Annotated in this window: 19 protein-coding genes and 3 pseudogenes; 8 read left to right on the top strand and 14 right to left on the bottom strand. The window is 57.9% G+C overall.

The annotated features are described in order from the left end of the window. Positions 1–612, top strand: a pseudogene (locus ACMGGQ_RS09905) (DsbA family protein). 41 nt (positions 613–653) lie between these two features. Continuing rightward, positions 654–1,412, top strand: coding sequence for a thiol:disulfide interchange protein DsbG (gene dsbG / locus ACMGGQ_RS09900; RefSeq protein ID WP_420289950.1), 759 nt, complete (start codon positions 654–656; stop codon positions 1,410–1,412). 39 nt (positions 1,413–1,451) lie between these two features. On the opposite strand, the gene ACMGGQ_RS09895 is transcribed toward dsbG, so the two are convergent. From ACMGGQ_RS09895 to ACMGGQ_RS09855, 9 genes and pseudogenes are all read right to left on the bottom strand, one after another. Beyond that, entirely contained in the window at positions 1,452–2,744 is a 1,293-nt protein-coding gene (locus tag ACMGGQ_RS09895; RefSeq protein ID WP_196364540.1) for a glycoside hydrolase family 10 protein, read from the bottom strand. Between the two features lie 7 nt (positions 2,745–2,751). After that, entirely contained in the window at positions 2,752–3,039 is a 288-nt protein-coding gene (locus ACMGGQ_RS09890) for a VF530 family DNA-binding protein (protein WP_032647326.1), read from the bottom strand. 94 nt (positions 3,040–3,133) lie between these two features. Then, the gene (locus ACMGGQ_RS09885; protein WP_420290562.1) at positions 3,134–5,305 is read right to left on the bottom strand and encodes a glycosyl hydrolase 2 galactose-binding domain-containing protein; all 2,172 of its coding nucleotides are present in this window, start codon (positions 5,303–5,305) and stop codon (positions 3,134–3,136) included. After that, a pseudogene (locus tag ACMGGQ_RS09880) lies at positions 5,305–7,971 on the bottom strand (response regulator). The gene ACMGGQ_RS09885 and the pseudogene ACMGGQ_RS09880 overlap by 1 nt, the downstream one beginning before the upstream one ends. Positions 7,972–7,982: 11 nt before the next feature. After that, on the bottom strand, positions 7,983–8,408 hold the full coding sequence (locus ACMGGQ_RS09875; protein ID WP_024909518.1) for a globin: 426 nt from the start codon (positions 8,406–8,408) through the stop codon (positions 7,983–7,985). Next, complete coding sequence (locus tag ACMGGQ_RS09870; protein ID WP_420289949.1) at positions 8,405–9,799, bottom strand: DUF3131 domain-containing protein; 1,395 nt, start codon at positions 9,797–9,799, stop codon at positions 8,405–8,407. Before ACMGGQ_RS09870 ends, ACMGGQ_RS09875 begins: the two co-directional genes overlap by 4 nt. Then, complete coding sequence (locus ACMGGQ_RS09865) at positions 9,784–11,331, bottom strand: DUF3131 domain-containing protein (RefSeq protein ID WP_024909516.1); 1,548 nt, start codon at positions 11,329–11,331, stop codon at positions 9,784–9,786. Before ACMGGQ_RS09865 ends, ACMGGQ_RS09870 begins: the two co-directional genes overlap by 16 nt. Further along, on the bottom strand, positions 11,328–12,647 hold the full coding sequence (locus ACMGGQ_RS09860; protein ID WP_420289948.1) for a DUF3131 domain-containing protein: 1,320 nt from the start codon (positions 12,645–12,647) through the stop codon (positions 11,328–11,330). The genes ACMGGQ_RS09865 and ACMGGQ_RS09860 overlap by 4 nt, the downstream gene beginning before the upstream one ends. Continuing rightward, positions 12,644–14,484 (bottom strand): annotated as a pseudogene (locus ACMGGQ_RS09855) (glycosyltransferase). Before ACMGGQ_RS09855 ends, ACMGGQ_RS09860 begins: the two are co-directional and overlap by 4 nt. Positions 14,485–14,765: 281 nt before the next feature. Between ACMGGQ_RS09855 and opgC the strand changes: the two are divergent. From opgC to ACMGGQ_RS09830, 5 genes are read left to right on the top strand one after another with little or no spacing between them, the layout of a single operon-like run. Then, a complete protein-coding gene (opgC, locus tag ACMGGQ_RS09850; protein ID WP_420289947.1) occupies positions 14,766–15,983 on the top strand; it encodes an OpgC domain-containing protein in 1,218 nt (405 codons plus the stop codon). Between the two features lie 11 nt (positions 15,984–15,994). Further along, the gene (locus ACMGGQ_RS09845; RefSeq protein ID WP_420289946.1) at positions 15,995–16,894 is read left to right on the top strand and encodes a hypothetical protein; all 900 of its coding nucleotides are present in this window, start codon (positions 15,995–15,997) and stop codon (positions 16,892–16,894) included. Between the two features lie 9 nt (positions 16,895–16,903). After that, complete coding sequence (locus tag ACMGGQ_RS09840) at positions 16,904–18,118, top strand: PP2C family protein-serine/threonine phosphatase (protein WP_420289945.1); 1,215 nt, start codon at positions 16,904–16,906, stop codon at positions 18,116–18,118. Next, the gene (locus ACMGGQ_RS09835; RefSeq protein WP_048223277.1) at positions 18,108–18,446 is read left to right on the top strand and encodes an STAS domain-containing protein; all 339 of its coding nucleotides are present in this window, start codon (positions 18,108–18,110) and stop codon (positions 18,444–18,446) included. The genes ACMGGQ_RS09840 and ACMGGQ_RS09835 overlap by 11 nt, the downstream gene beginning before the upstream one ends. Beyond that, positions 18,447–18,872 carry an ATP-binding protein gene (locus tag ACMGGQ_RS09830; protein ID WP_334755920.1) on the top strand — a complete coding sequence of 142 codons (426 nt, stop codon included), beginning with the start codon at positions 18,447–18,449 and terminating at the stop codon, positions 18,870–18,872. Positions 18,873–18,896: 24 nt separating this feature from the next. On the opposite strand, the gene ACMGGQ_RS09825 is transcribed toward ACMGGQ_RS09830, so the two are convergent. Continuing rightward, positions 18,897–20,387: a UbiD family decarboxylase gene (locus ACMGGQ_RS09825; RefSeq protein ID WP_420289944.1), complete on the bottom strand. Its 1,491-nt coding sequence runs from the start codon at positions 20,385–20,387 to the stop codon at positions 18,897–18,899. A 113-nt stretch (positions 20,388–20,500) separates the two neighbouring features. On the opposite strand from ACMGGQ_RS09825, the gene ACMGGQ_RS09820 reads away from it, so the two are divergent. Further along, positions 20,501–21,385 carry a LysR substrate-binding domain-containing protein gene (locus tag ACMGGQ_RS09820; protein WP_008501665.1) on the top strand — a complete coding sequence of 295 codons (885 nt, stop codon included), beginning with the start codon at positions 20,501–20,503 and terminating at the stop codon, positions 21,383–21,385. Here the strand turns inward: ACMGGQ_RS09820 and ACMGGQ_RS09815 are convergent. The 4 genes from ACMGGQ_RS09815 to ACMGGQ_RS09800 form a co-directional block, all read right to left on the bottom strand. Next, positions 21,376–22,287, bottom strand: a complete 912-nt coding sequence (locus tag ACMGGQ_RS09815; protein WP_262801670.1) for a LysR family transcriptional regulator — start codon at positions 22,285–22,287, stop codon at positions 21,376–21,378. The two genes, ACMGGQ_RS09820 and ACMGGQ_RS09815, sit on opposite strands and share 10 nt — an antisense overlap. Positions 22,288–22,291: 4 nt before the next feature. Then, positions 22,292–23,278: an MBL fold metallo-hydrolase gene (locus ACMGGQ_RS09810; RefSeq protein WP_395299297.1), complete on the bottom strand. Its 987-nt coding sequence runs from the start codon at positions 23,276–23,278 to the stop codon at positions 22,292–22,294. Positions 23,279–23,419: 141 nt separating this feature from the next. Further along, positions 23,420–24,169 (bottom strand): 5'-nucleotidase, lipoprotein e(P4) family, encoded by a 750-nt coding sequence (locus ACMGGQ_RS09805; RefSeq protein WP_249432684.1) that lies wholly within the window; start codon positions 24,167–24,169, stop codon positions 23,420–23,422. Positions 24,170–24,268: 99 nt separating this feature from the next. Continuing rightward, entirely contained in the window at positions 24,269–24,796 is a 528-nt protein-coding gene (locus ACMGGQ_RS09800; protein ID WP_045910584.1) for a GNAT family N-acetyltransferase, read from the bottom strand. Between the last annotated feature and the right edge of the window lie 124 nt (positions 24,797–24,920).

Genomic DNA, 24,920 nt, shown 5'->3' with positions numbered 1-24,920 from the left:
ATGAAAAAATTCCTTATTACGCTGCTGCTCCTGCTGGCCCCGGTTCAGGTGTTTGCTGCCCAGCCGCTGACGCCGGACCAGGAGCAGCGCGCGCAGAAGATGATCGCTGATTTCCTGTTTAACGATCCAAACTCCCCGCGCATCGGCGCGAAAAACCCAAAGCTCACCCTGGTGGTGTTTACCGACTACAACTGCCCGTACTGTAAAAAATTCGATCCGTACCTGGAGAAGATTGTCGAAAAACATCCGGACGTGGCGGTGGTCTTTAAGTTTTTACCTTTCCGCTCGGAAAGTTCGCTGACCGCCGCACGAGACGCGTTAACCGTCTGGCGTGCGCATCCTGAGCAGTTTATGAAGCTGAACCACACCCTGATGGCGAAAAAGGGGTACCACGATGACGCCAGCATTCAGGAGGCGCAAAAGCGGGCGGGCGTGAGCGTGACGACGCCGGACGAGGAGAGTTTTCTGACGATCAGGCGCAGCCTCATTGTGGCGGAAAAAATGGGGATCTAGGGCACGCCCGCCACGCTTATCGGCGAGGGGCTGCTTCCCGGCTGGGTGCCGTTCGAACAATTCGACGAAATGGTCAGTGACGCACTGAAAAGCCGCTAACCTGAAGGGGGCGAAATGCCCCCGACAAACCGGAGAGGGAAATGAAAAAATTACTGTTACTTTCGGCGCTGGCGACGTCAGGGCTGGCACAGGCGGCTGAAGCCATACCGGATGTGGTGAAGCACTTCAGCGAGCAGCAGAACATCAAAATCATCAAGAAGCTGGATGCGCCGGGCGGCGCGCCAGCCTGGCTGGGGCAGTATCAGGATATGGGCGTGACGCTCTTTCTTACGCCGGACGGCAAGCACGTGATCTCAGGTTATCTTTATGATGAAAAAGGGAAGAACCTCAGCGAGGGCTATTTCCAGGAAGAGATCTACGCCCCAATGGGACGTGAAATGTGGAAGAACCTCAATGCGGCGCATCCCCTGAAAGAAGGGGCGGATAACGCCCCGCGTAAGGTCTTTGTCTTTGCCGATCCGTTCTGTCCGTACTGCAAGCAGTTCTGGGCCGAAGCGCAGCCGTGGGTCAAGGCCGGTAAGGTTCAGCTCAATACGCTGCTGGTGGCGTTCCTCAACCCCAACAGCGGACGTAACGCCGCCGCCATTCTGAATGCGAAAGATCCGGTTGCGGCCTGGCGCGAATACGAGCTCTCCGGCGGCAAAAAACTGCCCAAGCCTGAAGGCGAGGCTTCCCGCGAAACGGTTGAGATCCTACAGAAACATCAGGCGCTGATGGACAGCCTCGGCGCTAACGCCACGCCGGCTATTTATTATCTGAATGCGGAAAACGAGCTGCAGCAGGTGGTGGGGATGCCGGATGCGCAGCAGCTCGAGGCGATGTTCGGGCCGAAGCCGTAAAAAAACAGGCAGAAACGGGCGTTTCTGCCTGATCGTTACTTAGCTACCCCAGCGTCCACGGAGGTAGTTTACCGCCTGCTGGGTCTGCGGCTGGTTCAGGTAATCTTCCCGGAACAGGATGGTGCCGTTGACGTTGGGCAGCGAATCGTTGAGATCGAGCTGCTTTTTCAGCTCCGGCACGCCGCCCTGAACCGTCCAGTCCGGCTCGTTTCTCGACGGCTCGCCTACCTTGTAGAACGCAATGCCGATATACAGGCGCGTGTGGGTCGGCTTCACGACGTCGGCCCACCATCTGGTCAGCACGTCGTAGCGCGCGGCATCACGCGCGAAGGGCCAGTAAATCTGCGGCGCGATGTAGTCCAGCAGGCCCTGCTGCACCCACTGACGCGTATCGGCGAAGGATTCATCATAGGCCGCGGCGCCCCGTGTGTCGGAGCCTGCCGGGTCAAAGGAGCGGTTACGCCATACCCCCGCCGGGCTGACGCCAAACTCAACGTCGGGCTTTGTCTGCTTGATCGCGCGGGAGACCTGGACGATCAGCTGCTGCGTGTTGTGCCTTCGCCAGTCGGCTTTTGAGGCAAATCCCTGGCCGTACTGCCGCCAGGTCTGTGAATCATTCAGCGCGGAGCCCGGCGATTCGGCATAGAAGTAATCATCAAACTGCACGCCGTCTACCGGGTAGTTCGCCACCACTTCGGTCACCACTTTGGTTATCCAGTCCCGCACCTCGGGAATGCCCGGGTCGAGCACAAAGCGGTCGCCTGAGATGCGCACCCACTCCGGATGCTGGACATAGACGCTGGACGGGGTCTGATAGGCGGTCCGGTTCAGGGCGGCGATGGTGGACGGTTTGGTGTTGGTCGATACGCGATAGGGGTTAAACCAGGCATGGACCTTCATGCCGCGCTTGTGCGCTTCATCAAGCATAAACTGCAGCGGATCGTACCCCGGATATTCCCCGATGTTGCCGGTCAGCATATCTGACCACGGGAGAATCTTTGATGACCAGAGCGCCGTGCTGTCCGGCTTCACCTGGAAAAAGACCGTGTTGATGCCGAGTTGCTTAAGGTTGTCGAGCTTTGCGATCAGCGCCTGCTTTTGCATCGCGATGCGCTGGTCCGCGCTGCGGCCATTCACCGAGGCCACCGGGGGCCAGTCGAGACGCGAGACGGTCGCCAGCCAGATGCCGCGCATCGGCTGGTTTGCCTGCGGCGTCGGTTTGCTGACGGTGGGGAGAGGGGTAACCAGCGATTTCGGTGGTTTTGAGGAGCAACTCACAAGTAAAAGCGCGCAGGCAGCCAGCGCACCGATCCGTTTTACGTGTCGCGTCATTTGCGTATTAGCTCTTGATAATCCGACTGTTGGCCCAGGGATTAAAGGCGGGCGCCGCCTGCTCTGTATTTCCCTCATCGTTGAGAGAGTCCAGATACAGGGCTTCCACTTCCGCGCGCGCCCATGGGGTACGGCGCAGAAATTTCAGGCTCGATTTAACGCTGGGGTCTTTTCTGAAACAGTTAATTTTGATGCGGTCGCCCAACTCGCTCCAGCCATATTTCGCCACCAGGGCGTTGACCATCATCTCCAGCGTTACGCCATGCAAAGGATCTTTGGAAATATGTGCAGTCATAGGCGTCCGGATGTCTCGAATTTTAGGGGATTGGGGTAAACGCTGAAAGGGTACAAGAAAGCAGGGGAAGCGGCAATTTTCCTTTTCCCCTCGCTCACTTTATGACGGACTCCGTGCGCTGATTTTCGCCGACAATTTTTCCCGCACTGTTTTTTATCGTAAACCGAATCGACACGTCAGCCTGGCCCGCGGGCGTGGCCGTCAGCGTTTTAATCATCGTTTCCGAGTCTGCTGCGATCGTCGTCGTCGTCGTGCCTTTTGCCAGCACCTTATCGCGCTGGGTGATGCGCCAGCTCAGACGGCATTCGCGGCACGGTTTCCAGGTGTCGTTGATGACCCACAGACGCACGGTCGCCGCCGCCCCGGATTGCCACTGCGCGGTGACCGGCTCAATGGACGGCAGAACAGGCTGGTACGCACGTTGTAACGCGTAAAACCCGGCCTTAGGTTTACGCAGGTAGTCCACCACGCCCCAGTTGATGGAGGGCCAGGTTTCCACGAACATGAAGTGGAACAGGGCCGTCACCGGCTGGTAGCGCTGTCGGCGATAGCTTTCTGCCGCCGTGGCCACCAGCTGAGACTGGTACGCCTGAGTATTGCGAATCATCTCCTGAATGTTCTTCCCGCGCGGAATACCGGCAAACTTAAAGGTCTGGAAGGGCTGAAAATTATGGTATTTCCAGACGGTCCAGCCGGGATCGTCAGCGGCGGTCGTTTTTGGCCAGAGCGACGCCGCCGGGATGATGGTTTTTAGCGTCGATAAGCGGGGAAGCGCCTGCGCGCCGAACTCGGTAATGATCCCCGTTTTAGCCGGTGCAAGCAGGTCGCGCACGGTGCCGAAGTACCAGCCCGCCCAGTAATGCTCTTCAACGGCGGAAAAGCGATGCACGATGCGGGAGGTATCTTCGGCAAGCGTATCCGCTACCTGCTGCGTGAGCGCGCGATTCAGATCTTTATTCCAGTCCGGGAAGCGTTTTTCCATCCACGGCGAATTCCACGGCGGTTCGTTATGCCCGCCCCAGACGATGATGGCGGGCGAATTGCCAAACTGTTCGACCATCTCCCGCGTCTGGCGAACCGCGTTTTTCGTAAAGGCGTCTCGGCTGTCGTAACCCCACTGCAGCGGAACATCCTGCCAGATCATCATGCCCATCTCATCGGCCACGTCATACAACGCACGTCCGGCAACGTGTCCGTGCACGCGTATGGCGTTGGCGTTCATGGCCTCCACCAGACGAAGATCGCGACGGTATTTTTCTCGCGTCATGGTGCTGAGCCAGGGGGAACCGATGTAATTACTGCCCTTAATGAAAAGGCGTTTGTCGTTAATGAGCCAGCCCTTATTGTCGGGCTGTTCGACGATCTTACGCAGCCCGGTACGGGTGACCGCCGTATCCATCAGGCCGTTTTCATCCCGCAATGCCACGCGAATGGTATACAGGTGCGGTTTCCCCGTGCCGACGGGCCACCACAGTTTTGCCTTCGGCATGGGCAGCGTCACCTGCACGGAATGGGCGCCGCTTTCGAGGGTAACCGGAAAATCAGCCTGATAGCGCTTGCCGCTGAAATTGGCGGGCGTGGCGGTGAGCCGCAGGGTCGCCGGGCCCGGATCGAGCGCGCGATAGCGAATCTCCGCCTTTAACGCCGGGCGAGTCAGCCCCTGCGTCCAGTCGGGCCGCAGGATGGTCTCATCAAGGGTAGCGCCCCGGCTAAGATGCAGCCTGACCGGTGCCCAGATGCCGCCTGAGTTAGCGTCCTGTCCTTGCGGCGACCAGGCCCCACCGGGACGCGTGTCATGCTGGTTAAGGATCCCCTTCATGAGCGTTTTATGCAGCGGCCAGACTTTAGTGGGATCTTCGTAAGGGCTGTCGACCCTGACCACGAGCTGGTTGTGACGTTGTAACGCCGAACGGGCATCCAGCGAAAAGCGCTGAAAATAGCCTTCATGCTTGCCCAGCGGCTGGCCGTTCAGCGTCACCTCTGCAAGATAATCGACGCCATCAAACACCAGAGTACTCATTACGTCGGGGGGCTGCACGGGCAGGGAAAACGCGTGCTTATACCACAGCGCGCCCTGGTGATCGTACCCGGCGCTGTACCAGTTGGCAGGAACCTGAAGCGGGCGCCAGCCTGATGCAGCAGGATGTGCGCTGTCATTGGCATCCTGAACCTGCCATTCTCCTGCCAGTGACCAGCTGACCGGCACGGAGTTCGCCACCGTGTGAATGCTCAACAGGGCAAAGAGCAGCGCGCAGTTGCGAGTCATCATGCGTTTACCCCGCGTGCGGTGAGCCACGCCATCAGGCGCAGCGATTCCTGGCGAAGGTTGTCATTCAGGGCCGCAAGCTGTTGCCCATCCAGCGCATGCGCGTCGCTTTCCAGCACCTGAAGCTGCTGTGCGAGCGTGCTGAAGTCCAGGGTGACGGCCTCTCCGCGCAGTTTGTGGGCCGCGCGGCGCAGCGCCTCGCGGTCGTTGCTGTCGATCGCCTGGGTAATGGTTTTGATTGCTTCATTTAGCCCTTCGCCAAACAGGGCCAGCAGCTCCTGCACCAGGGCGGGATCGTCAGCGCACTGCTTCAGCAGGCGTGCTTCATCCGGAAAGTCGGAGAAATCTTCATGGCGCTGGAGTACGCGAGCAATCTCCTCAGCGAGACGCTCCTGGCTGATGGGTTTGGCAATGTAGCCGTCGAAACCCATGTTAAGACAGCGCTCTTTGTCCCCTTGCATGGCGTGTGCGGTCATGGCGACGGTGGGCTGAGCCGGGCCGGGGCGGGACCGTTCTTCTTCACGCAGCAGACGAATGGCGGTTTCACCGTCCATCTCTGGCATCTGAAGGTCAATCAGCAAAACGTCCCACGTATCCTCGCGCCAGCGTTCCAGCAGCGCGACGCCATTATCGACGATCTGACAGGTGTGGCCGAGCCGCTCGAGCAGGCGCGCGGCGACCTTCTGGTTGACCAGATTATCTTCAGCCAGCAGGATCCGCAGTCCCGTAGCTCCTGGCGAGGCGACAGGCACGGGGGGGCTTTCACCCACGGGCACCGGCGAACGTTCAAACGCGGCGGCAATCGCCTGATGTAATTCATCCTGGGCGATAGGCTTATGCAGATAGGTCTTGATCCCGATCCGCTTCAGCATATTGATATCAAAATGTCGGCTCATGGAGCTCAGCATAATGATATGGCTCTCAGCAACCTGCGGCAGAACTGAAAGCTCAAGGGCCAGCGACACACCGTCCATATCCGGCATCTGCGCGTCCAGCAGGATCAGCGGCCAAGCCGTTCCCGTTTTAACCCGGTTGATGGTCTCGCTGGCGTTGTTAACGCAGGTGGGTTTCAGCCCCATCTGGCTGAGCATCGCTGCGAGCAGCCGCAGGTTGGTCGCGTTATCATCAACCACCAGCACGGGTTCCCCGTTAAAGCGCTGGCTATGTGGGCGCTCTCCGGGCGCAAGGGTCTGCGCCGCCAGCGGCAGCGAGAACGAAAATTCGCTGCCTTTTCCCGGCTCGCTGGAGACCGTTAATTCGCCCCCCATCGCCGCAACCAGTCTCGCAGAGATGGTTAGCCCGAGCCCCGTACCGCCATAGCGGCGTGTGGTTGAGTTGTCCGCCTGGCTGAAGGCTTCAAAAATAGCCTTCTGCTTATCTGCCGGTATGCCAATGCCGCTGTCGCGCACGCGAAAACGCCATCTGTCCGCGCTATCGTCGGGCTCAACAATCAGGATCACTTCTCCCTGATGGGTAAACTTCAGCGCGTTACCCAGCAGATTGGTCAGGATCTGGCGCAGACGCGCGCCGTCGACCAGCAGCACGTCGGGGACGCCGGGCGCAATATCAACCAGCAGCTCAATGCCTTTTTCGCTCGCCCCCGGCATGTGTGGGCGAATAAGCGACTGAATAAAGGTGCGCACAGGCACGGGGTCCACCTCCAGCTCCACTTTGCCGGCTTCAATTCGGGAAAAATCGAGAATGTCGTTGATGATATGCAGCAGAGACTGGGCAGAGCTCATCACCAGGGTCAGATAATCGCGCTGATCGGCACTGAGAGACGTATCCAGGCACAGCTGGGTCATGCCAATAATGCCGTTCATAGGGGTGCGAATTTCATGGCTCATATTCGCCAGGAACGCGCTTTTCGCCTCATTGGCTTTTTGTGCCTCAATGGCCGAGGCGAACGCCTGAATTTCAGCCTCTTTGCGCCGCGTAATATCCTGCAGCGTGCCAATCACGCGCTCGGCGTTTCCCTCAATGGAGAGGGTGACCACCTGGCCGGAGAGCAGCATCCAGCGCAGTCCTTCGGTAGGGTGATGCACGCGAATTTCACATTCAAAGACCGGACGGTGATCCTACTTCGAAGCGTGCAGCGCCTTGCGTAGCGCTGCGCGATCGTCCTCGTGGACCTGATTGAGGAGAAAACGTACCGGATATCGCCACTGTGTGCGCGACTGGCCCAGCATGGCAAGCAGGGTGTCATTCACCTGGAGCGTGTCGCCAGAAACCTGCCAGTCCCAGATCCCGATATGGATGGATTCCGCCGTCAGCAGAAAGTCGTCATGCAGCTGATGGCGCGCGCGCTGCGCTTCATCCAGCTCCGTGATATCGCTGTGCAGGCTGACAATGCCGCCGTCCGCAAGCCGCTGGTGCTGGACGAAGATCCGCCGCTGGCCCGCCTGCCGCACTTCGCAATGTTTATCCTGCCGACAGTTGCGCACGATCGACTCGCGCAGCGTCTGGCGCAGGCCGGGGTCGACGTTGTAAACGGCATCGATAAAGCGTTCCGCCAGCGCCTCAAGTGTTGTCCCCACCTTCAGCCACGGGGTTATGACCGGATAAAACAGAGCCACGTTGTGATTCCAGGCCTGAAGGCGTTCCTCGCGGTCATAAATCATGACGGCGGCCGGCAGTGCGTTAAGATCGTACGTGAACGAACTCATCGTGATCCTCCCTACGCGCGGTAGTGCAGTTCTGCCTGTCGGCGCAGATATTCCAGCCCGGGCGCGATCGCCATGGCCCAGGCCGTCAGGATCTCATCGTCGCACTGCGGATCGCGCTCACTCACCGCGTTCAACATCGCTTCGCGCCACAGGGCAAAGAATCGCGGGGGGAGGTGGAGGCCGTCGTCGCTTTGCTCCCGCGCCAGGCGCTCGAGAAAATCAGGCACGATTAACGCGCCGTCTACCGCAAGCATGGCGAAGAAACTCTTAAACAGGGTCTGCTGACCCTCCCGATCCGGCAGACGAGAAAAATGCGCTTCCGTTTCGGGTGACATGTGGACGAAGGCGTCATAGAACGTCTGAAAAAACGCGGTTTTTTCATTATTCGGAAAGACGCGGTTCAGGCTGGATTCAAACAGATCGCGATAAAACTTCACGGCGTCCTCCTTATGGTGCTTTCGCCTGGCAGACAGTGCCCGACAGGCGTGTACTCCTCTGCCAGACGGCGTGAAAAATAGCTCTCTTTCTTCGACCGACGAACGTCAAACAGTGGCCCGGCGTTGTGTTTAAAGAAAAGGGCTTCCAGAACCGTGGCATTGGTTGAGAGGGTTAAGGCAGCGTTGGTATCGCCCGTGGCTTCCTGACGGCCTTCGTACCAGCCTTTCTGCGGATCGTTAAGGTGTTTTGTGACCGTCATCAGCACGTCGGTGTACGGAGTGTCCCACAGGGCCCACAGGGCAAAAACCGCCTTGGTCGATACCTGCGCGAAACGGGTGTAGTCCCGGCCATCGTCTCCGACCGAGTTCCAGGCATAGCCATTTCCCCAGACCGTATCCTGGATATGCCAGGGCGCCTGAGAGAGCGAGAAATCTGCTCTGGCCGTCAGGATCTTATCGGTCTCCCAGCGGCTCTTCTGGCTCAGCCAGACGTTTTCGGCCTGCTTGCGCAGGTGCTTTTGCCGATCGGCCGCAACGCCTTCGGGCTCCCAGCCAAACTCCAGACCCGGCAGCATATAGGGAAGGGTGGTAATCAGGGAGGGCTGCCACGTGGTGCGCGGATCCCGGGCATCAACGGCCAGACGCCGCTGGGCGATGATGACGTGGTGCGCCGGGGGCGTAAACGCTTTCTCCGGGGAAAACCCCCATAGCTGAAACGCCGTTGCGGCATATTCGCTCTCGCCCAGGCGCAGCTCCTCGCGCACCACCGGCTGGCCGTTTTGCAGGGAAGATGACCACAGTTCGCCTTCGCCGTCGATGACCGGGCAGAAATTCCAGCGCAGGATGATTTTATCGAGGTATTCGCTGTACTGCGGTTCCCGCTCTGCGGTAAGGCGCAGGGCGAGCATCAGACGCGCCATATCGCGCGCAGACCAGCCATTTTTGCTGGGCTTGCCGCTAAAGTCGACGGGCGTCGCCGTCTGGCTGGAATAGAGTCGGCCCGGCGTCCGGGCATCGGTCAGCATCAGACGGTTAAGGGTGCCCATGATACGGGTTAAGCGAGCGTCATACTCGGCATCATCAATTAGCCCCAGCTCTTTTGCCGCCAGCAGGGCAATAAGCGTATCGCCCATTTGCCAGAGCGTGACGCGAGGCTGTTTGTCGCTCCCGTTGACCAGGCCCGTTTGCGGCTGGGTATTATTGACGAAATAGCGCCAGGCGATCGCCGCCCACGTCTGCTCCTCCGGCGTCAGGGCGGCAATACGCGCGCTGGAGTGCCAGCCACCGTGGATGAGCCAGCGCCAGCCTGCGCCCTGATGGCCAAACAGGGTAAAGATGATCGCGCCTGCGAGGAGTAATCCCGCGAGCCCTCTGGCTAAGGTTTTAAGCATTGCGCAGTCACCGGAGGCAGTTTAACGGGCTCGTCCGCGCTGCATGACGCGCACTGACAGGCCTGACAGGCGGGTTTGGTACGCTGCGTGACGCCGGTCCGGTCGCACCAGCTTTTTACGGCCGGTGTGCTGGTCAGGAACGGGCGACTGCGCAGCGCGTTGTTCTCTTCAAACTGATCGAGCAGCTTTTGATCCCACAGCGACGGCGCAAAATCCTTGCTCTTCGGGTTGTCGGTGTTGAAGGCCAGCAGTTTTCCCTCTTTTTTGAACAACAGGGCCTCCAGCATGATGCCGTTATTGTTCGCGGTGAACTCTTTGATCGGGCCGTCACCGTTTTCATACAGCCCTTCGTAGTAGCCTTTTCCCTCTTCGTTGGCATTCTCAATGGTGTTGAGCAGGCGGTCGGTATAAGGGGAGTTCCACAGCACCCACATGCCCAGCGCCGCCTTCAGCGATATCGCGGCAGCGTTAGGGACGAACTGGCCCTTATCGGTAATGGTGTTCCAGTTGTATCCGTCGCTGAAGACGGTGTCATAGACGAAGTAAGGCGCCTTATCGAGCTGGTGCTCGGAGCGCGCGGTCAGGACGCCGGTAATGGTATAGCGGTTCTCCTGAGCCTGATAAACGCGGTCAGCAAAGTTTTTCATCCACGTCAGGGAGTAGTCGCGCGGGGCGTTATCCCGGTCGGTCGGTTTATCAAAGCCGAACTCCAGCCCGTAGAGCAGGTAGGATTCCGTCACCACGTAGTTATGCTGCGACGTGTTGCGCGGGTCGCGCGTATCGTACGGGACCAGCACGCAGTAGATTTCGGCCAGCTCGTAAGGCTGCGGACGGCTGGCTTTACAGGTATTAAACCCCCACAGCTGGAACCCGGCCGCGCCGTACTCTTCATAGCCCAGCCGACCTTCCTGAACATATTTCGGCTGGCCGTTCTCCAGATAGGCCCCATACAGCGTGCCGCAGGGGTCGATCGCGTGGCTGAAATCCCAGCCGAGTACCACGTTATCAATGCTGTTGCCGTATTCCGGATAACGCTCTTTGATGATTTTCAGCCAGACCAGCATTCGCCCGATATCCAGCGCCGAGAAGCCAATTTCGCCGGGCTTGTTGGTGTAGTCCACCTTCTGACCGCTGATGGTGTTATAGGCTTTGTTGGGCAGCTCGTTGCGGAACAGTACCAGGGTGTTTAACGTGGCGAGGAATTTCAGCATCCGGCGGTCAAATTCCGCTTTATCAATGATCCCCAGCTCGCGCGCCGCCGTCAGGGCGGCCAGATAGGAGGCGCTGTCCCACATGGTGGTGGAGGGATATTTGTTGACCGCATTCACCAGGCCCGTCGTGGGCTGATAGTTGGAGACGAAATACTGCCAGGCGTTTTTCGCGATGGTCATCTCCCGGGCGGTCAGCTCGCCGCTGCGCGGGGAGTAACCTGATGCAGGGAGCTCGGTATCCGCACGCACGGTCGATAAGGCCAGCCAGCAGATCGTTATTCCCGTGAGCAGGTGGAAAAGGATCGGGGATCGTGGCTTCATGGCGTTGCTCCTGCTGAGGGGGAAGTGTAGAGGCAGGCCAGACAGAGCATCTGACCATGCGCGATGTAAGACAGACTTTCCAGCACAATGGCATTGGTATCGGCGTCCACGACGGCATTGACGCTGTTGTTGAGATTTAACCCGCGCTGCCAGCCTTTACCCGGCACCTGAAGGGCCAGAACCTGCTGGCGCAGCGCTTCGCTCCAGCTGTTGCGGAACAGGGCGTACCAGGCAAACGCGGTGCGGGTGGAGGTAATCGCCACTTTCTCTGGCACCTCGTCGCGCAGGTTGCGCGCCTGAACCGGCTGCCTGTCCGGCAGATCGTTGACGTAATCCGGCGCCGGTTCGGCATAATCCGTGCTGACCGGCGGTTTTGGGCTGCGCAGGCTATGGCGCCGCTGCTGGATCTGCATAATCCGCCACGCGATTTCAGCGCTCTGCGCATCAAAGCCCAGCTCAAGACCGGTTAACAGATAGGGGAGACTGATCAGGGAGGTTTGCTTGCCCCATGGCGTGCGTAGCCCTTCATCCGGCACCATCACGCCATCGAGATCGATCATCTTTTGCCCTTCAGGCGGGTTGGTCACCGCGAGGCCTGCCGCGCTGTCAATCAGGCGCAGCGTATTGCTGGCATAGAGACGGTAGCCAAAGCTGTTCCGCTGTTCGTCATCAGTCAGCGTCCAGTGATGGAGCGGAACGGCCGCCTGACTTTGAACGTTATTTTCAATCAGTGCTCCGGTGTTCCAGAGGCTAAACAGATCGTGGATAGCCGCCGCGTGCTGAGGATAGCGCCACAGGAGGGTCTGAAGCGCCGTCAGCAGGCGGCTCAGCCCAATTGCCGAGGCGTCGGGTTTGCCGAGGATCTTCAGGGTGTCCGCATGGTAATACGCGGCAGGGAGGCCTTGCCTGTTGAGCGGTAACTGCCCCAGCGTGAACAGGGCCGTGCCGACCCTCTCGTCGAATTCATCGGCGGAAATAATATTGAGCTGCTCTGCGGCAGCGGTCGCAAACAGGTAGCTCCCTACGCTCCAGAGGCTCAGCCACGGCTCACCGTCGCTGGCGTTCGCCAGCCCGTTTGGCTGGGTATTATTCACGTAGTATTGCCAGGCGACCCGCGCCCAGATGGCTTCGTCATAGGTCAGCGCGCGTTTCGCAGGCAGCGGCGGGAAGTCTTTACTGAGCGCGATGCCGCCGCTGCTTTCCACGCGCGTGGGCATCTGTTTCTCCACCCAGACCACAATGGCAAAGCCGAGCAGGAAGCCGAGCAAAATGGTGAGGTAGCTGCGCGCGGGCAGCAGGGCATCACGTATCCTCATTGGGTGACCTCATCATCTTCAGCGGGCGTCCACATGGCCGCGAAAATCAGCGGCAGCATGGCGGCGATGTTCACCCCTCCCCAGAAAATATTGATGACGTAGCCGGAGGGGTCGTCCACCTGTCCACGCGCCACCTGGATACCGCCCCAGATAAGCCCTGCGAGGGTCAGCACTACGATGGCAATCTGCGGCTTCACCAGGTAGAGAAAACGGCCCGTCTCAGGTAGAGAAAACGGCCCGTCTGCCGCTCTTTTGGCGTGACGTGAAATTTAATCTGCTCGCCGCGCAGCACCGTATTGAGCGCGCGCAGGTTCATGGAAAAGAAGGAGAGGTAAGAGGCCCTGCCGTCCCAGGCCGAGATCCCCCACGTACCGAACATAAAGGCCAGTTCGGAGAAAATAAAAAACGGAAGAAAATGCAGATAGAACGGCGTCGACCAGGCGGACACCGGCGGAATGCCGGTAAACAGATAGATAATGGGCGAAATCAAAAACACCGTGTTCCACACGCAGGCCATGTACGACCAGAAGGTGGTGGCATACATCAGCGTCTGGGGGAGGGAAAGCCTGAAGCGGCGACGGCTGAAGATGTTGTCATGAAACAAAATATCCAGCGAACCGGCGGCGTACTTAAAACGCTGGATCATCCAGGTCAGCATATCCTGCGGAGAGAGCATCTTCGACTCCACCCGCGGATGCATAACCGAGCGCCAGCGTCGTGCGGCGTCACCGTGCAGCAGCACCGAGGTGTAAATATCTTCCGAGACGTGGAATTTGTAGGGGGTAAGCTCGGTGTCAAACGCCACGTGCGGACGCATTGCATTCTGCAGCGCGTCCCGCGTTTCGTCATCGCGGATGTCGCGGGTATGTCGATGGATCTCCTCTTCGACGGACCAGACATAGCTTCTCAGCGCGGCCTGCATGACCGCCTCGCGACGGTGAATGGACGCCGCGCCGCAGCAGAAAGCCGCGTTCGCCCAGTTGCGCCGCCGCAGGATCACGTCATAGAACATGCGCGGATCGTTAAAAAACGGGTCGCGGCCTATCGTGACCGGGCCAACACACTTTTGAATCAGCCAGCCCAGACCGTAGCCCACTTTTCCGGCTTTTCGCTGGCCCCAGCGAGACAGGTTTTCTCCTTCCGGAAGATCGAAGAACCACTGCGGCGTCTGTACCCAGGCCACGTCCGGATCGCGAAAATAACCCAGCGTATGGCTGAGCAGGGTGGGAAATACGCGGGTATCGGCATCGCAGATAACAATAAAATCGCCGTCGGTTTGCTCAAGGCCGTTGCGCAGGTTGCCGGCCTTAAAGCCGATGTTGGTCTGGCGAGTAATATAGTTAACGCCTTCCTCTTCACAGACAGCTTTCATCTCCGGGCGGCGGCCGTCATCAAGCACGTGGATGCGGTAGTCAATCGGGAACGGGTACGCCATCTTCAGGGCATCGCGAATGGATAGCCTGACCAGCTCGGTATCTTCCGAGTAGGTGGCAATGAACAAATCCACTTTTACAGGACGAGGTTCTACGGCCTCCTCAGGGGACAGACATTCGTTAATTTCGCCGGGCGGCGGACTCTGAGGAGGATCCTGTTCTTTCCACAAATTGATGGTAAACAGCACGGTGCCAATCCACGCCAGGGTTTCGGCGAGGACCAGCGGAATGGCATACCATAGTGCGTCAGTATTCAGGGAGGCGGTCCAGCGCCAGTAAATATAATTGGCACCCAGAATAAGCGCCGCGACCGCTAACACCTGCCAGGTCATCATTACCCAACGCGGTGTTGTTAACGGCTCCGGAGGACGACGATGTTCAAAACGGGAAAAATAAAAATCCATAGTTCCGGCGTTCCTGATTCCGTGAAAATGCAGACCCATTCTGCTGCGCAGACAGTTGCCCAAAAGCGAAAGAAAATAGCGATTAAACAAGATTTAAGATAAGTGTAGAACGCCGAATAAAAGTGTCCAGCCACGTTTTTATTAATATTTAGCGGTGGTTAATTCAGCTTAAATTCTGCTTAATGATGTTTCATCGGCCGTCGATATATTGCGGTTACTATTCCTTTAGACTATCTACTTTATTTAGACCTTAATTTTCGTTTTCAGGCAAAGGACACCCTATGAGCCATGTTGCGCCGTCGGTAGCGCAAGAAGATGATGCTAAATCAACAGCATGGCGTTATGCCGTAGCAGGTGCACGGGACCTGAGAATTGACTTTATGCGCGGCATAGCCCTCGTCATGATGGTCGTGGCGCATACGGAGGTCATGTCGGTATTTAATATATTCTCCTGGGAGCGTTTTGGGCTAACAACCGGTGCAGAAGGCTTTGTCATTCTCTCGGGGTTTATGCTTGGCATGCTGAATCGCGCGCGTCTGCAAAAAGTGGTTTTACTCACGGTTTCCTGGGGGCTTTATCTCAGGGCGTGGAAAATATATCGCGTAAATATCATTATCATAGTGTCATTTATTCTCCTGGCCTATATCCCACATATTAATGTGTTCGAGGTCACCCATTTTACCGACCGTTTTTCGGGTCAAAGCTGGTCGCTTTATCCTGTTACGCCGCAAATTAAAGAGACCTGGTTCAACATTATTCTCTATTTGCAGATCGGCCCCCATCAGACGCAGATTCTTGGGCTGTATATCTTTTTGCTGCTCTTTAGCCCCCTTTTTTTAGGGATGTTGCAGAAAGGGAAAGTCTGGTGGCTGCTGGGGCTGTCGCTGCTGGTGTACAACCTGTGGCAGCGGTGGCCGCTTCGACTGACGCCATCGGAGTTCGAATTTGCCTTCCCGCTGCTGGCCTGGCAGTTCATCTTTGTGCTGGGCATGGCCAGCGGCTGGTATAAAGCCGAACTGCTCTCTTTCGCCCGGACGCCTCCGGGGAAAGGGGTGGTAGTGGCGCTGGTCATGGTGTCGCTGGTGCTGGGGTTTGTTGCCCAGAACCATACCAACCCGTTTATGCCGCCCGCGCTACTTATGCACGTCATCCCGCCTGACAGCTTCAATACGTTTTATCACACCTGGGCGGCGAAGAACGGGCTGGGCCCGGTGAGGGTGCTAAACGATATCGCCCTGATGGTTACCGTCTACCTGGTGCTGACGTTTTGCTGGACGCCGCTCAACCGCCTGCTGGGATGGTTCCTGATCCCGCTAGGCCAGCACTCGCTCTATACCTTTATTTTGCATGTGTACGTGGTGCTGCTGGTGAGCCAGTTCATTACCTTCGATTTATGGCGTCACGCCTGGATAGAGAACACGTTAGTGCATGCGGCGGCACTGGGTATTTTGTGGCTGATGGCAAAATACGACGTCGGCGCACGCTGGATACCTAACTAAGGATGGCGGTTATGCGCGAAAAATGGCTTCTGGCGGGCGTGCTGCTCGCCACGATCCCCGCCGCAGAGGCGGCACAAAGTAGTGATAAAGAAACCCTGCGCGATAAGAACGGTGAACCCGTTCAGGCAGGCGTTTTTACCAGCCGGTGGGGGCGTTTGTTCTCGGGAAATGACAAGAAGTTTTCTGGGGCTCTGAGCTTCAGTTCGGGGCTGAAAGAGCAGCTGGTGAGCGTGCCTAATAGCTCTGACAGCGCCGCGCAGGAGAAAAAAATTAACCAGACGCTCAACCTTAGTCTGCAGTATTCCCCGTACAGCTTCTGGTTTGCCAACATTACCTCCCGATTGCCGGTCAGAGATACCACCCGCTATACCGCCGATTTTCGCTACAGCTTCGGCTATGACGACTGGCATGCCAATACGTTCAGCCTGGTATACGGCAACTACGGCGATAACCACTTCTGGACGTCTGGCAGCCGGAGACATACCTATTTCGAACAGGGCGCCTTTACGCTTGCCTATAAGTTTTCACTACCGAAACCGGTTGAAAACACGCTCCTGATTAATAAAGGGGATTCCATCATTTGCCAGGTCGGGTACAGCTGGGTGCCGCGCTACTACGACCTCAGCAGCGATGACATCCGTAAAAATAAAAACGTCATGCTTGGCGGCTGCGGCTACACCTTTAAACAACATTTCTTCGTTCGTGCGACAGCATTCTGGTTCCCGGACAGCAGCCAGCAGCAGCCCTGGAACGGCGATTACAGCTACAGCTTTGGCTACGCGGGCTATACGCCGGGATCGTTCTCTGTTCAGTATGCTAACTATGCGGGGACGCGCTATCCGGGGCACGGCAACGGTAACGCAAAATTCAGGGAAGGGACCGTGAGCCTCATCTGGTTCTTACCGCTATAGGAGGGATACATGTCGGCGCTGCACGTGTTAATCGTTGAAGATTCGCTGATTTATCGTCGGTTACTCTCCCGGATGCTCACCCAGTGGGGGTATGTCGTGAGCGAGGCGGAAAATGGTGTTGCCGCGCTGGAAATCTTGTCCAGTCAGCCGATCAGCATGGTGATAAGCGACTGGGAAATGCCGGAAATGGACGGGCTGACGCTGTGTCAGACCATCCGAAACCGTCAGTTTGGCCGCTACGTGTATATCATCCTGTTGACGGCCCGCGAGAATGCCGGGGACGTGACGCAGGGTTTTGATGCCGGGGCGGATGATTTTTTGAGTAAGCCCGTTGAACAGGCTGAACTCCGGGCGCGGCTTCACGCCGGGGTTCGTATTTTGACGCTGGAAGCGACCCTCGCGGCGCACAACAAACGCCTGAGTGAAGCCTTGCATCAGATTGAAAAAGATCTTGAACTGGCGGCACGCGTTCAGCACTCGGTGCTGCCTTCACACCGCTTACGCTACGGCGACTACTTCTCCGACTGGCTTTTCTTGCCGTCAGCCTGGGTCTCGGGCGATGTGTTCAATATCTTTCCGCTGGATTCCCATCTGGGATTCTATTGCGTTGATGTCTCGGGTCACGGCGTGGGGGCCGCGATGATGTCCCTCGCGGTGGCTCGCCAGTTTTTACATGGCCGGGTGGTGGACCGCTTCCTGTTTACCGATGAGGGCGGCATTCAGTCACCCGCGGAGGTCGTCAGGATGTTGAACAGCCGCTTTTGCAGTGAAGAGAGCGACATCACAAGTTATTTCACGCTCATTTACGGCGTGATCGATCCAGTAAGCGGGCAGGGATTGTTGTGCCAGGCAGGGCATCCTACTCCCGTCATTGTGAACGCAGACAGCGCCGTCACGTCCGTGGGCGATGGCGGCCCGCCGGTCGGCCTGATCCCAGACCTGAGCTGGGAGGATGTCGCGTTTACCCTCAATACGGGGGATCGCTTATGCTTATTCAGTGACGGTATTACGGAGTGCGAGAACGTCAGCGGCGAGCAGTTTGGCCCGCAGCGTCTCGAACGCTGGCTTCATGAGCATGCCCGGCTCCCGGTTGACCAGCTCCTGCCGCGGTTTGGTGACCACCTGACTGGCTGGCGCAATGCAAATCGTGATGAACCGATCGCCTTAACCGACGACGTGTCACTGCTCGTGATTGAACGTCAGGGAGAACAGAATGATTATTAACACCGAGCGACTACCGCATGCCAACATTCTCACGCCTGCGGTCCGGCGGCTGGATGCCTCCGTTGCCGCGACGTTTAAAGCGTCCGTGACGGAGGAAATTGGCAGCGATCGTAAAGCCTTAATCGTCGACTTTAGCAAAGTGGATTTTATCGACAGCAGCGGGCTGGGGATGCTGGTGTCGTTGTTCAAGCTGATGAACGGAAAAGGCGAAATGGCGCTGTGCGCCCTGAACCCCGGGATCATGAACATGTTCACCCTGACCCGAATGGATCGCATATTCCGCATCTATCCGGATAAACATAGCGCGCTTGCGCAGCTGGGGCAGTAGATGCAGAGGCCGGAGCAGGCTGAGTTTCCGGCGGTGATCGCGTCCCTGACGCCGCTGTCCGGCTGGCTTGGCGACAGGTTGAGCGCGCTTCCCGTCGATGATGAGTGGCGTTTCGCCTTCGATCTCGCCGCCTGTGAAGTGGCGACGAATATCATCCGCTACGCGCTTCACGAGGATAACTCGCGCGTCTTTCGCGTCCAGTTCGATGTCCGCGGCAATGACGTCTGCGTTGTTTTTAACGACGCGGGTGACGCGTTCCCGCAGGAGCGGCTTGAGGCCGCCAGGCGAGACCGCTTCTGCGAAATGTCGCCGCTGCTGGAGAGCGGCAGGGGGCTGATGCTCATTTTGCTGAGCGTCGATCGTTTCACTGTGGAACGCGTGGCGGGTGAAAATATCGCCACGCTTGAAAAGAAAATCAGCGTATGACCCGCAGGTCATACGCGCGTGATTTTATTTCGTGTTGTCAGCAAACAGCGTCGGCGCCCATGGACGCGGATCCACCTCCATAAACGGCGCGCGCTCGAAGCGGTCCTTCAGCGCCCACGGCACCGTGCAGTCGAAGATCGTCTTGCAGGAGATGCCGTTGCCGCGAATCGAGGTGCTGTAATCCGGCGACTGGGACGGATCCAGCTGGTGGCCGCGGATCCCAGGAATATTGGTGATGCTGACATCACCCTGCATGCGCGTCGTCATCGCCCACAGGATGTCGTCGCTGTCGAAAATATCCACGTCTTCGTCGACCAGAATAATGTTCTTCAGCTCCGAATAGGTGGCCAGGGCGATAAGCGCCGCCTGGCCCTGGCGTCCTTCGTCTGACGGCTGGCGTTTTTTCACCTGCAATATCCCGAGGAACTTACCGCCGCCCGCAGTATGGGCATAGACGTTTTGCAGGAAGCCCGGAATTGCCTCCTCAACGGCATTGCGGATGCTGGCCTCGGTCGGCAGTCCGGCCAGCGTGGTATGTTCTTCCCCCGGTCCCACCAGTGTCTGCAGGATCGCGTGGTTTCGCATGGTCACGGCTTTCACTTTGATCACCGGCAGGGAGGGATTCGCCTCGCCGCAGTAGCCCGGGAACTCTGGCATCGCGTGGCCGGTGTTGGTGTGCTGATCCTCTCTCACGCGCACTCCCGGAAGCAGTTCACCTTCGATGATGATTTCCGCCCGCGCGATGGCTTTCTCTTTGACCGCCACGCCCTGCACCAGCTCAACCGGCTGCTGGCGTAGCGCCCCGGCGACGCCCAGCTCGTTATAGCCAAACGGCGTGGTTGGGGCCTCAAAGCACGCGCCGATATAGATGGCGGGATCGAGACCCATGTTGATCGTCACCGGCAACGGTTTTCCGGCATCTTCCGCCTTTTTGCGGAACACTTCGATATGGCGCCCGGCGGCAAGGAACATTGAAAGCTCGTCGCGCTCCTGCACGCAGAGGCGGTGGATGGTGACATCCGTCAGCGAGCTGTCTTCCGGATCGCTTGCCAGCACCAGCCCCAGACAGAAGAACGGACCCGCATCAATCGGCGTGTTGGTTGGGGCCGGAAGCAGCTTGCGAAGGTCGAAGTCAGGATCGTCAGCGTAGAAGACCTGCTCCTGACAGGGGGCCTGCGAGGCCGGGACGACAACCGGCGCAACCGGTTTTTTGACTGCGTGGCCGACGTGTTTTGCCAGTTCAGAGGGCTCGCAGCCCAGAAGGAGCGCCGCGCGCTCGCGGCTGGCGTGCATGCCCACCAGGATGCGGGAGTGCGGATAGCCCTTAATGCTGTTGAACATCATGGCCGGGCCCGTACGGGTTGGACGTTTGACCGTGCCGCCTGCGCCGATATGGCGATAGACGCCCGCCAGCTCCGCATTGGGATCGACCGGATGATCGGTTTCGATATACTGCCCTTCGTGGCGCTGCAGTAAGGCGATGGCGCTGCGGAGATCGTTAATCTTGTGTTCCATATTTTCCTCCCTCGGTTGAATACCTCCATTTTTATGGCAATGACCAATAGCATCAATTGCATCATTAGTGTTAAATTGATAAGTAAATTCATATCAATTCAGGAAGTCGTCTCGTGCAGTTTCGTCAGATGCGCCACTTCATCGTCGTGGCCGAAGAGCTCCATATGCACCGGGCCGCCGAGCGTCTGAACATGGCGCAACCGGCGCTGAGCCAGCAGATAAAGGCGCTGGAAGAACGTTTAGGCGTCACGCTTTTCAGCCGTGCGAATCGCCGCTTAACCCTGACGCCCGCGGGCGAAGCGTTCCTGGTAAAAGCCAGGCTTGCCATCTCGTTAACCGAGCAGGCGGTGCTGGACGCCAGACAGACGGCAAGGGGCGAGCAGGGCGTGTTAAACCTCGGGTGCGTGTCGAGCGCGATGTTCGACGGCAGGCTACCCGCCGCGCTTCGCCAGATGCATAGCCGCTGGCCGGCCATTACCATGTCGCTGATGACGGGAAACGTGCAGACGCTCTATGCCGCCGTGCAGAGCAACCAGCTGGATGTGGCCATCATCCGCGCGCCGCTGCCGTCACTACCGGACGATCTGCAAAGCCGGCCGTTCGCCTCGGAGAAAACGGTGCTGGCGCTGTATCGTCAGCATCCGCTGGCCGGGTCCGCCGCGCTGACGCTTTCTTCGGTGAAAGACGAAAAATGGATCTCCCTGCGCGACCCGGAGGGTATGGGGCTGGAACAGTATTTCTATGACGCCTGCAGCGGGGCGGGCTTTCAGCCGGACGTGGTGCAAAACGCGACTGACGTGCCCACGGTGATAAGCCTGGTATCGGCAGGGTTTGGTCTGGCGCTGCTGCCCGCGTCGGCAAAGGCGGTGAGCGTCGAGAACGTCGTCTACGTGGACATCCTCGACCGGTTGCGGGAGAGCGAACTCACCCTGGTTTGCCACCGGATTATACGCTCAGAAGTGCTTAAAAAGTTTCTGGTTACCCTCGATCACACCTGACGTCCGGCGGCCCGCAGCAGCTGCTCGCGTAGCCAGGCATTCGCCGGATCCTGGCTGTTTTTCGGGTGCCAGTACATGTTGATGATAATCGGCTGGAGCGGCAGCGGTGGTGGAAAAATATCCAGCGTGCTGGCGAACCGTCGCAGCATCCGTTCCGGCAGGGTACAGACCAGGTCGGTACCGGCAACCAGCGGCGGCGCCATGGCGTAGCTTTGGGTGGACATGGCGACGTGTCGCTGATAGCCCAGCCCGGCAAGAGTTTGGTCGACAAAGCCGGTAAACGGATCTCCCACTGACGACACCACCAGATGGGAAAGCGCGCAGTAGCTTTCCAGATCTAACGGACCTGTTCCGCGCGCATGGCCTTTACGCTGAGCGGTGGCAAACGCGTCGTCGAGGAGTTTGCGCCTCACCCAGCCGTCATGGGCGCCCGCGCTCACGCCGATGTAGATGTCCACATCCCCGTTTTCCAGCTGCTGCGGCAGGTCAGCCATTGCTGGCAGGGCGAAGCGCAGGCGGATGCCGGGGGCGTCGGTTCCCACCTGGTTAAGTAGTTCGGTGCCGAGCATCAGCGCCGGGTTCTCATGCAGCGCGATAACAAAGGTCCGGCTGCTGGTTTGCGCATCAAATGCCGTGGGGGCAAACATCGCGCTGATGCCGCGCAGTACGTTCGCCACCTGCGGCCTGAGCGCTTCCGCTCGCGGCGTGGGTAATACCCCGCGTCCATGCGGGGAGGGAATGAACAGCGGTTCGCCAAACAGCGTGCGCAGACGGGCGAGACGGGCAGACAGCGCGGGCTGGCTGATGCCCAGCCGAGCGGCCGCATGGGTGATGTTCCTGTCCTGAAGCAGGGCGTCCAGCGTCAGGAGCAGGGCTATGTCCATGTCAGATATCCGCGTCATCGCTCTATTTCGCGCCGCTGGCGTCCCGGTTGGTATAGGTGACAGGGACCCAGGCATAACCGCTTTTCTCGCCTTTCGTCACATAGCCGATGCCCGGGAAAGGCAGGTGCGGGGCGGCAACCAGGTCCTTGTTTTTCACAAAGTCAGCGAACGCATGCTCGCGTACGCTTGCCGCTTTGTTCTGATCTTCATCATAGGTGATGGTCACCGCAGGCTGCGGGAACTGAACCGCCGCGGCATGAATGATGTCGCCGACAAAGGTGATCTTCTCGCCTTTACTCGTTAGCGTGTAGAAGGCTGAACCCGGCGTATGGCCGGGATGAACCGTGCCGGTCAGACCCGGGAGAATTTCCGATGTGCCGCTAAACGGCACCACTTTCCCCGCGTCAAGATAGGGCTTCAAGGTCTTCTGCGCGACGTCAAAGTAGTTCTTGCCGTAGCCGGTTTTCTTCTGATTGTCGTCGTTAAAGAAAAAGTCGATATCCGGTTTGCCAACGAAAACGCGCGCGTTGCTGAACACCACCTTGCCATCTTTCACCAGACCACCGGCATGATCGGAGTGAGCGTGAGTCAGCAGGACTTCAGTGATGTCCTCGGGTTTTATCCCCTGCGTTGCGAGGCTTTCAACCAGACGTCCGCCGGTATCAGGACCAAAGAGTTGGCCAGAGCCGGTATCCACCAGGATTTTATGTCCGGGTATCGCAATCAGGAACGCGTTGATGGAGACCTCAGCCGGGTTGGTCTGGAAATTTTTCGCGAGCAGCGCATCAATGTTTTGCGGCGTTGTCCGGCGCAGTAGCTTGTGCAGATCCTGCGCGACGGTCCCGTCGGTAAACGAGGTGACCAGAACGTCCCCAACCTGAACGCTATATCCGCCCGCCGGTTGTTTAACGACGTGCTGGGGCGTCTCTGCCGAGGCCTGGAGCGCAGGGTAGAAAAGCAGTGAACTGGAAATCAGCGTGGAAAGAGCAAGTTTTTTCACGGTAAGCATACGAGTCTCCTTTGAAAGTGCTCATCTTACTGCTCCGTAAAATTATAAGAACCTGCCCAGAAATGATAGGACCTATAAACGGGATGGATAGTCAACCGAAAGGCCGGGAAGGCGTGTAATGCTTTTCCGGCCCGTAAGACCTTATTTTTTCAGCGGTGCGTTCCAGCTCTCGAGCGTGGCTTTGGACCAGGCGCCATAAGCGGCATTAGGCAGCACAATCCAGTCGTTGCCGAAGTGTTCGGCGCTGGCTTCAACCAGCTCACGCTGCTGCTCGCTCGGCTTTTTGTTTTTAAACTGCACGGCGAAGTCCGGCAGGCTGTCGCCGAACAGCATCACGATCTGCTGCTTTTTGAGGATGCTCTGGCGGCGCTCTTCCTTGCTGACCGTATCCAGCAGCACGCTTTCGTCAGACACCTGCGGCAGGCCGAGAGCGTTTAACGTTTTCAGCGTGTCGGCTTTATTTTCCTGCATACGATCCGAGACATAGTAGATCCGGACCTTGCTCTGATTCACGTGGTCAAGAAACGCTTTTGCACCCGGGATTAAGCCGGGTTTTCCCTGCTTCTCCCAGTCGCTCCAGGTGTCCCATTGTGTATAGTCGTGACACTGCTCCGCGTCGCGCACCAGCAGAGGGGTGTTATCCAGCACCGTTTCGTCGAGGTCCATCACCACGGCGTAGTTTTCGGGCGTTTTCAGATCTTTTAACTTCTCGTTGAAACGCTCGGTGGCAAACCGATAGGTTTGCAGCTGAAGGGCCATAATCTCTGCCGATTTCTGCTGATAGCGCAGCGCCATTTCGTACGCTTTCGGTTCACACAGGTCGCGCCCGGCAGCCGTCGCGGTTGCCGCTGCACTCATAACAGGTAATGCCAGCAGTAATGCCTTAGCCATTGAATTCACGCTTTTTTCCTCAACACCCTGGTTAAAATCCCGAAAGCGTAATGAAATTCAGTGACAGAAATATGACCGCGATGTGGCAATGTGTTTCCGCTAGACCAGCATGTAATACCAGAACAGGGCGACCTCGTCTTTTTCCGGCAAGGCGTTGTAGAGATAACGGTCGTACCCGCCCAGAGTAAATCCGTAGTGACGGTAAAACAGGCAGGCGGAGACGTTCACATTTTGTGTTTCAAGCCGTAATCCGGGCGCGTTTACGCTGCGGGCCCAGACGTGGGCGGCGGCCATTAATTTTTGCGCGGCGCCGGTTCTGCGTCTGGTGCGATCAACGGCAATATAATCCACTGAAATAAACTTATTCCAGCCGATTGACGCGGTAATAAATCCGGCTAATTCACCATCATCCGTTTCCGCCACAAGAAATATGGCGTCCGGATTAACGCAATGGTTTTCAAGCGTTTGAATGTCAAGTTCGTAGGTTTTTATCCACGGCTCGGCGACGGCTTCAATATGCAAATCACAATGGATAAAGGGCTCTCGCGCAATGTGGCTAATAGTGAAAGAAAAGTCACAACATTCAAGACGGACGAGGTCCGTATTTAATCCTTTTCGAATCTGCATAGTATTCCCGATAGTGAGTTATTTCATAAAGAATAGACGAAGCGGTTAAATCCGCTGAGCTCACGCACTTTTAATCCTGAACTAAGCTTGTACTTCGTTCCGCGTAAAATGTGGGTCATTCGAG

Source organism: Enterobacter sp. BNK-13, from assembly GCF_048685015.1.
Lineage (GTDB): Bacteria > Pseudomonadota > Gammaproteobacteria > Enterobacterales > Enterobacteriaceae > Enterobacter > Enterobacter quasiroggenkampii.
This window is presented reverse-complemented; position numbering and strand designations above follow the sequence as displayed.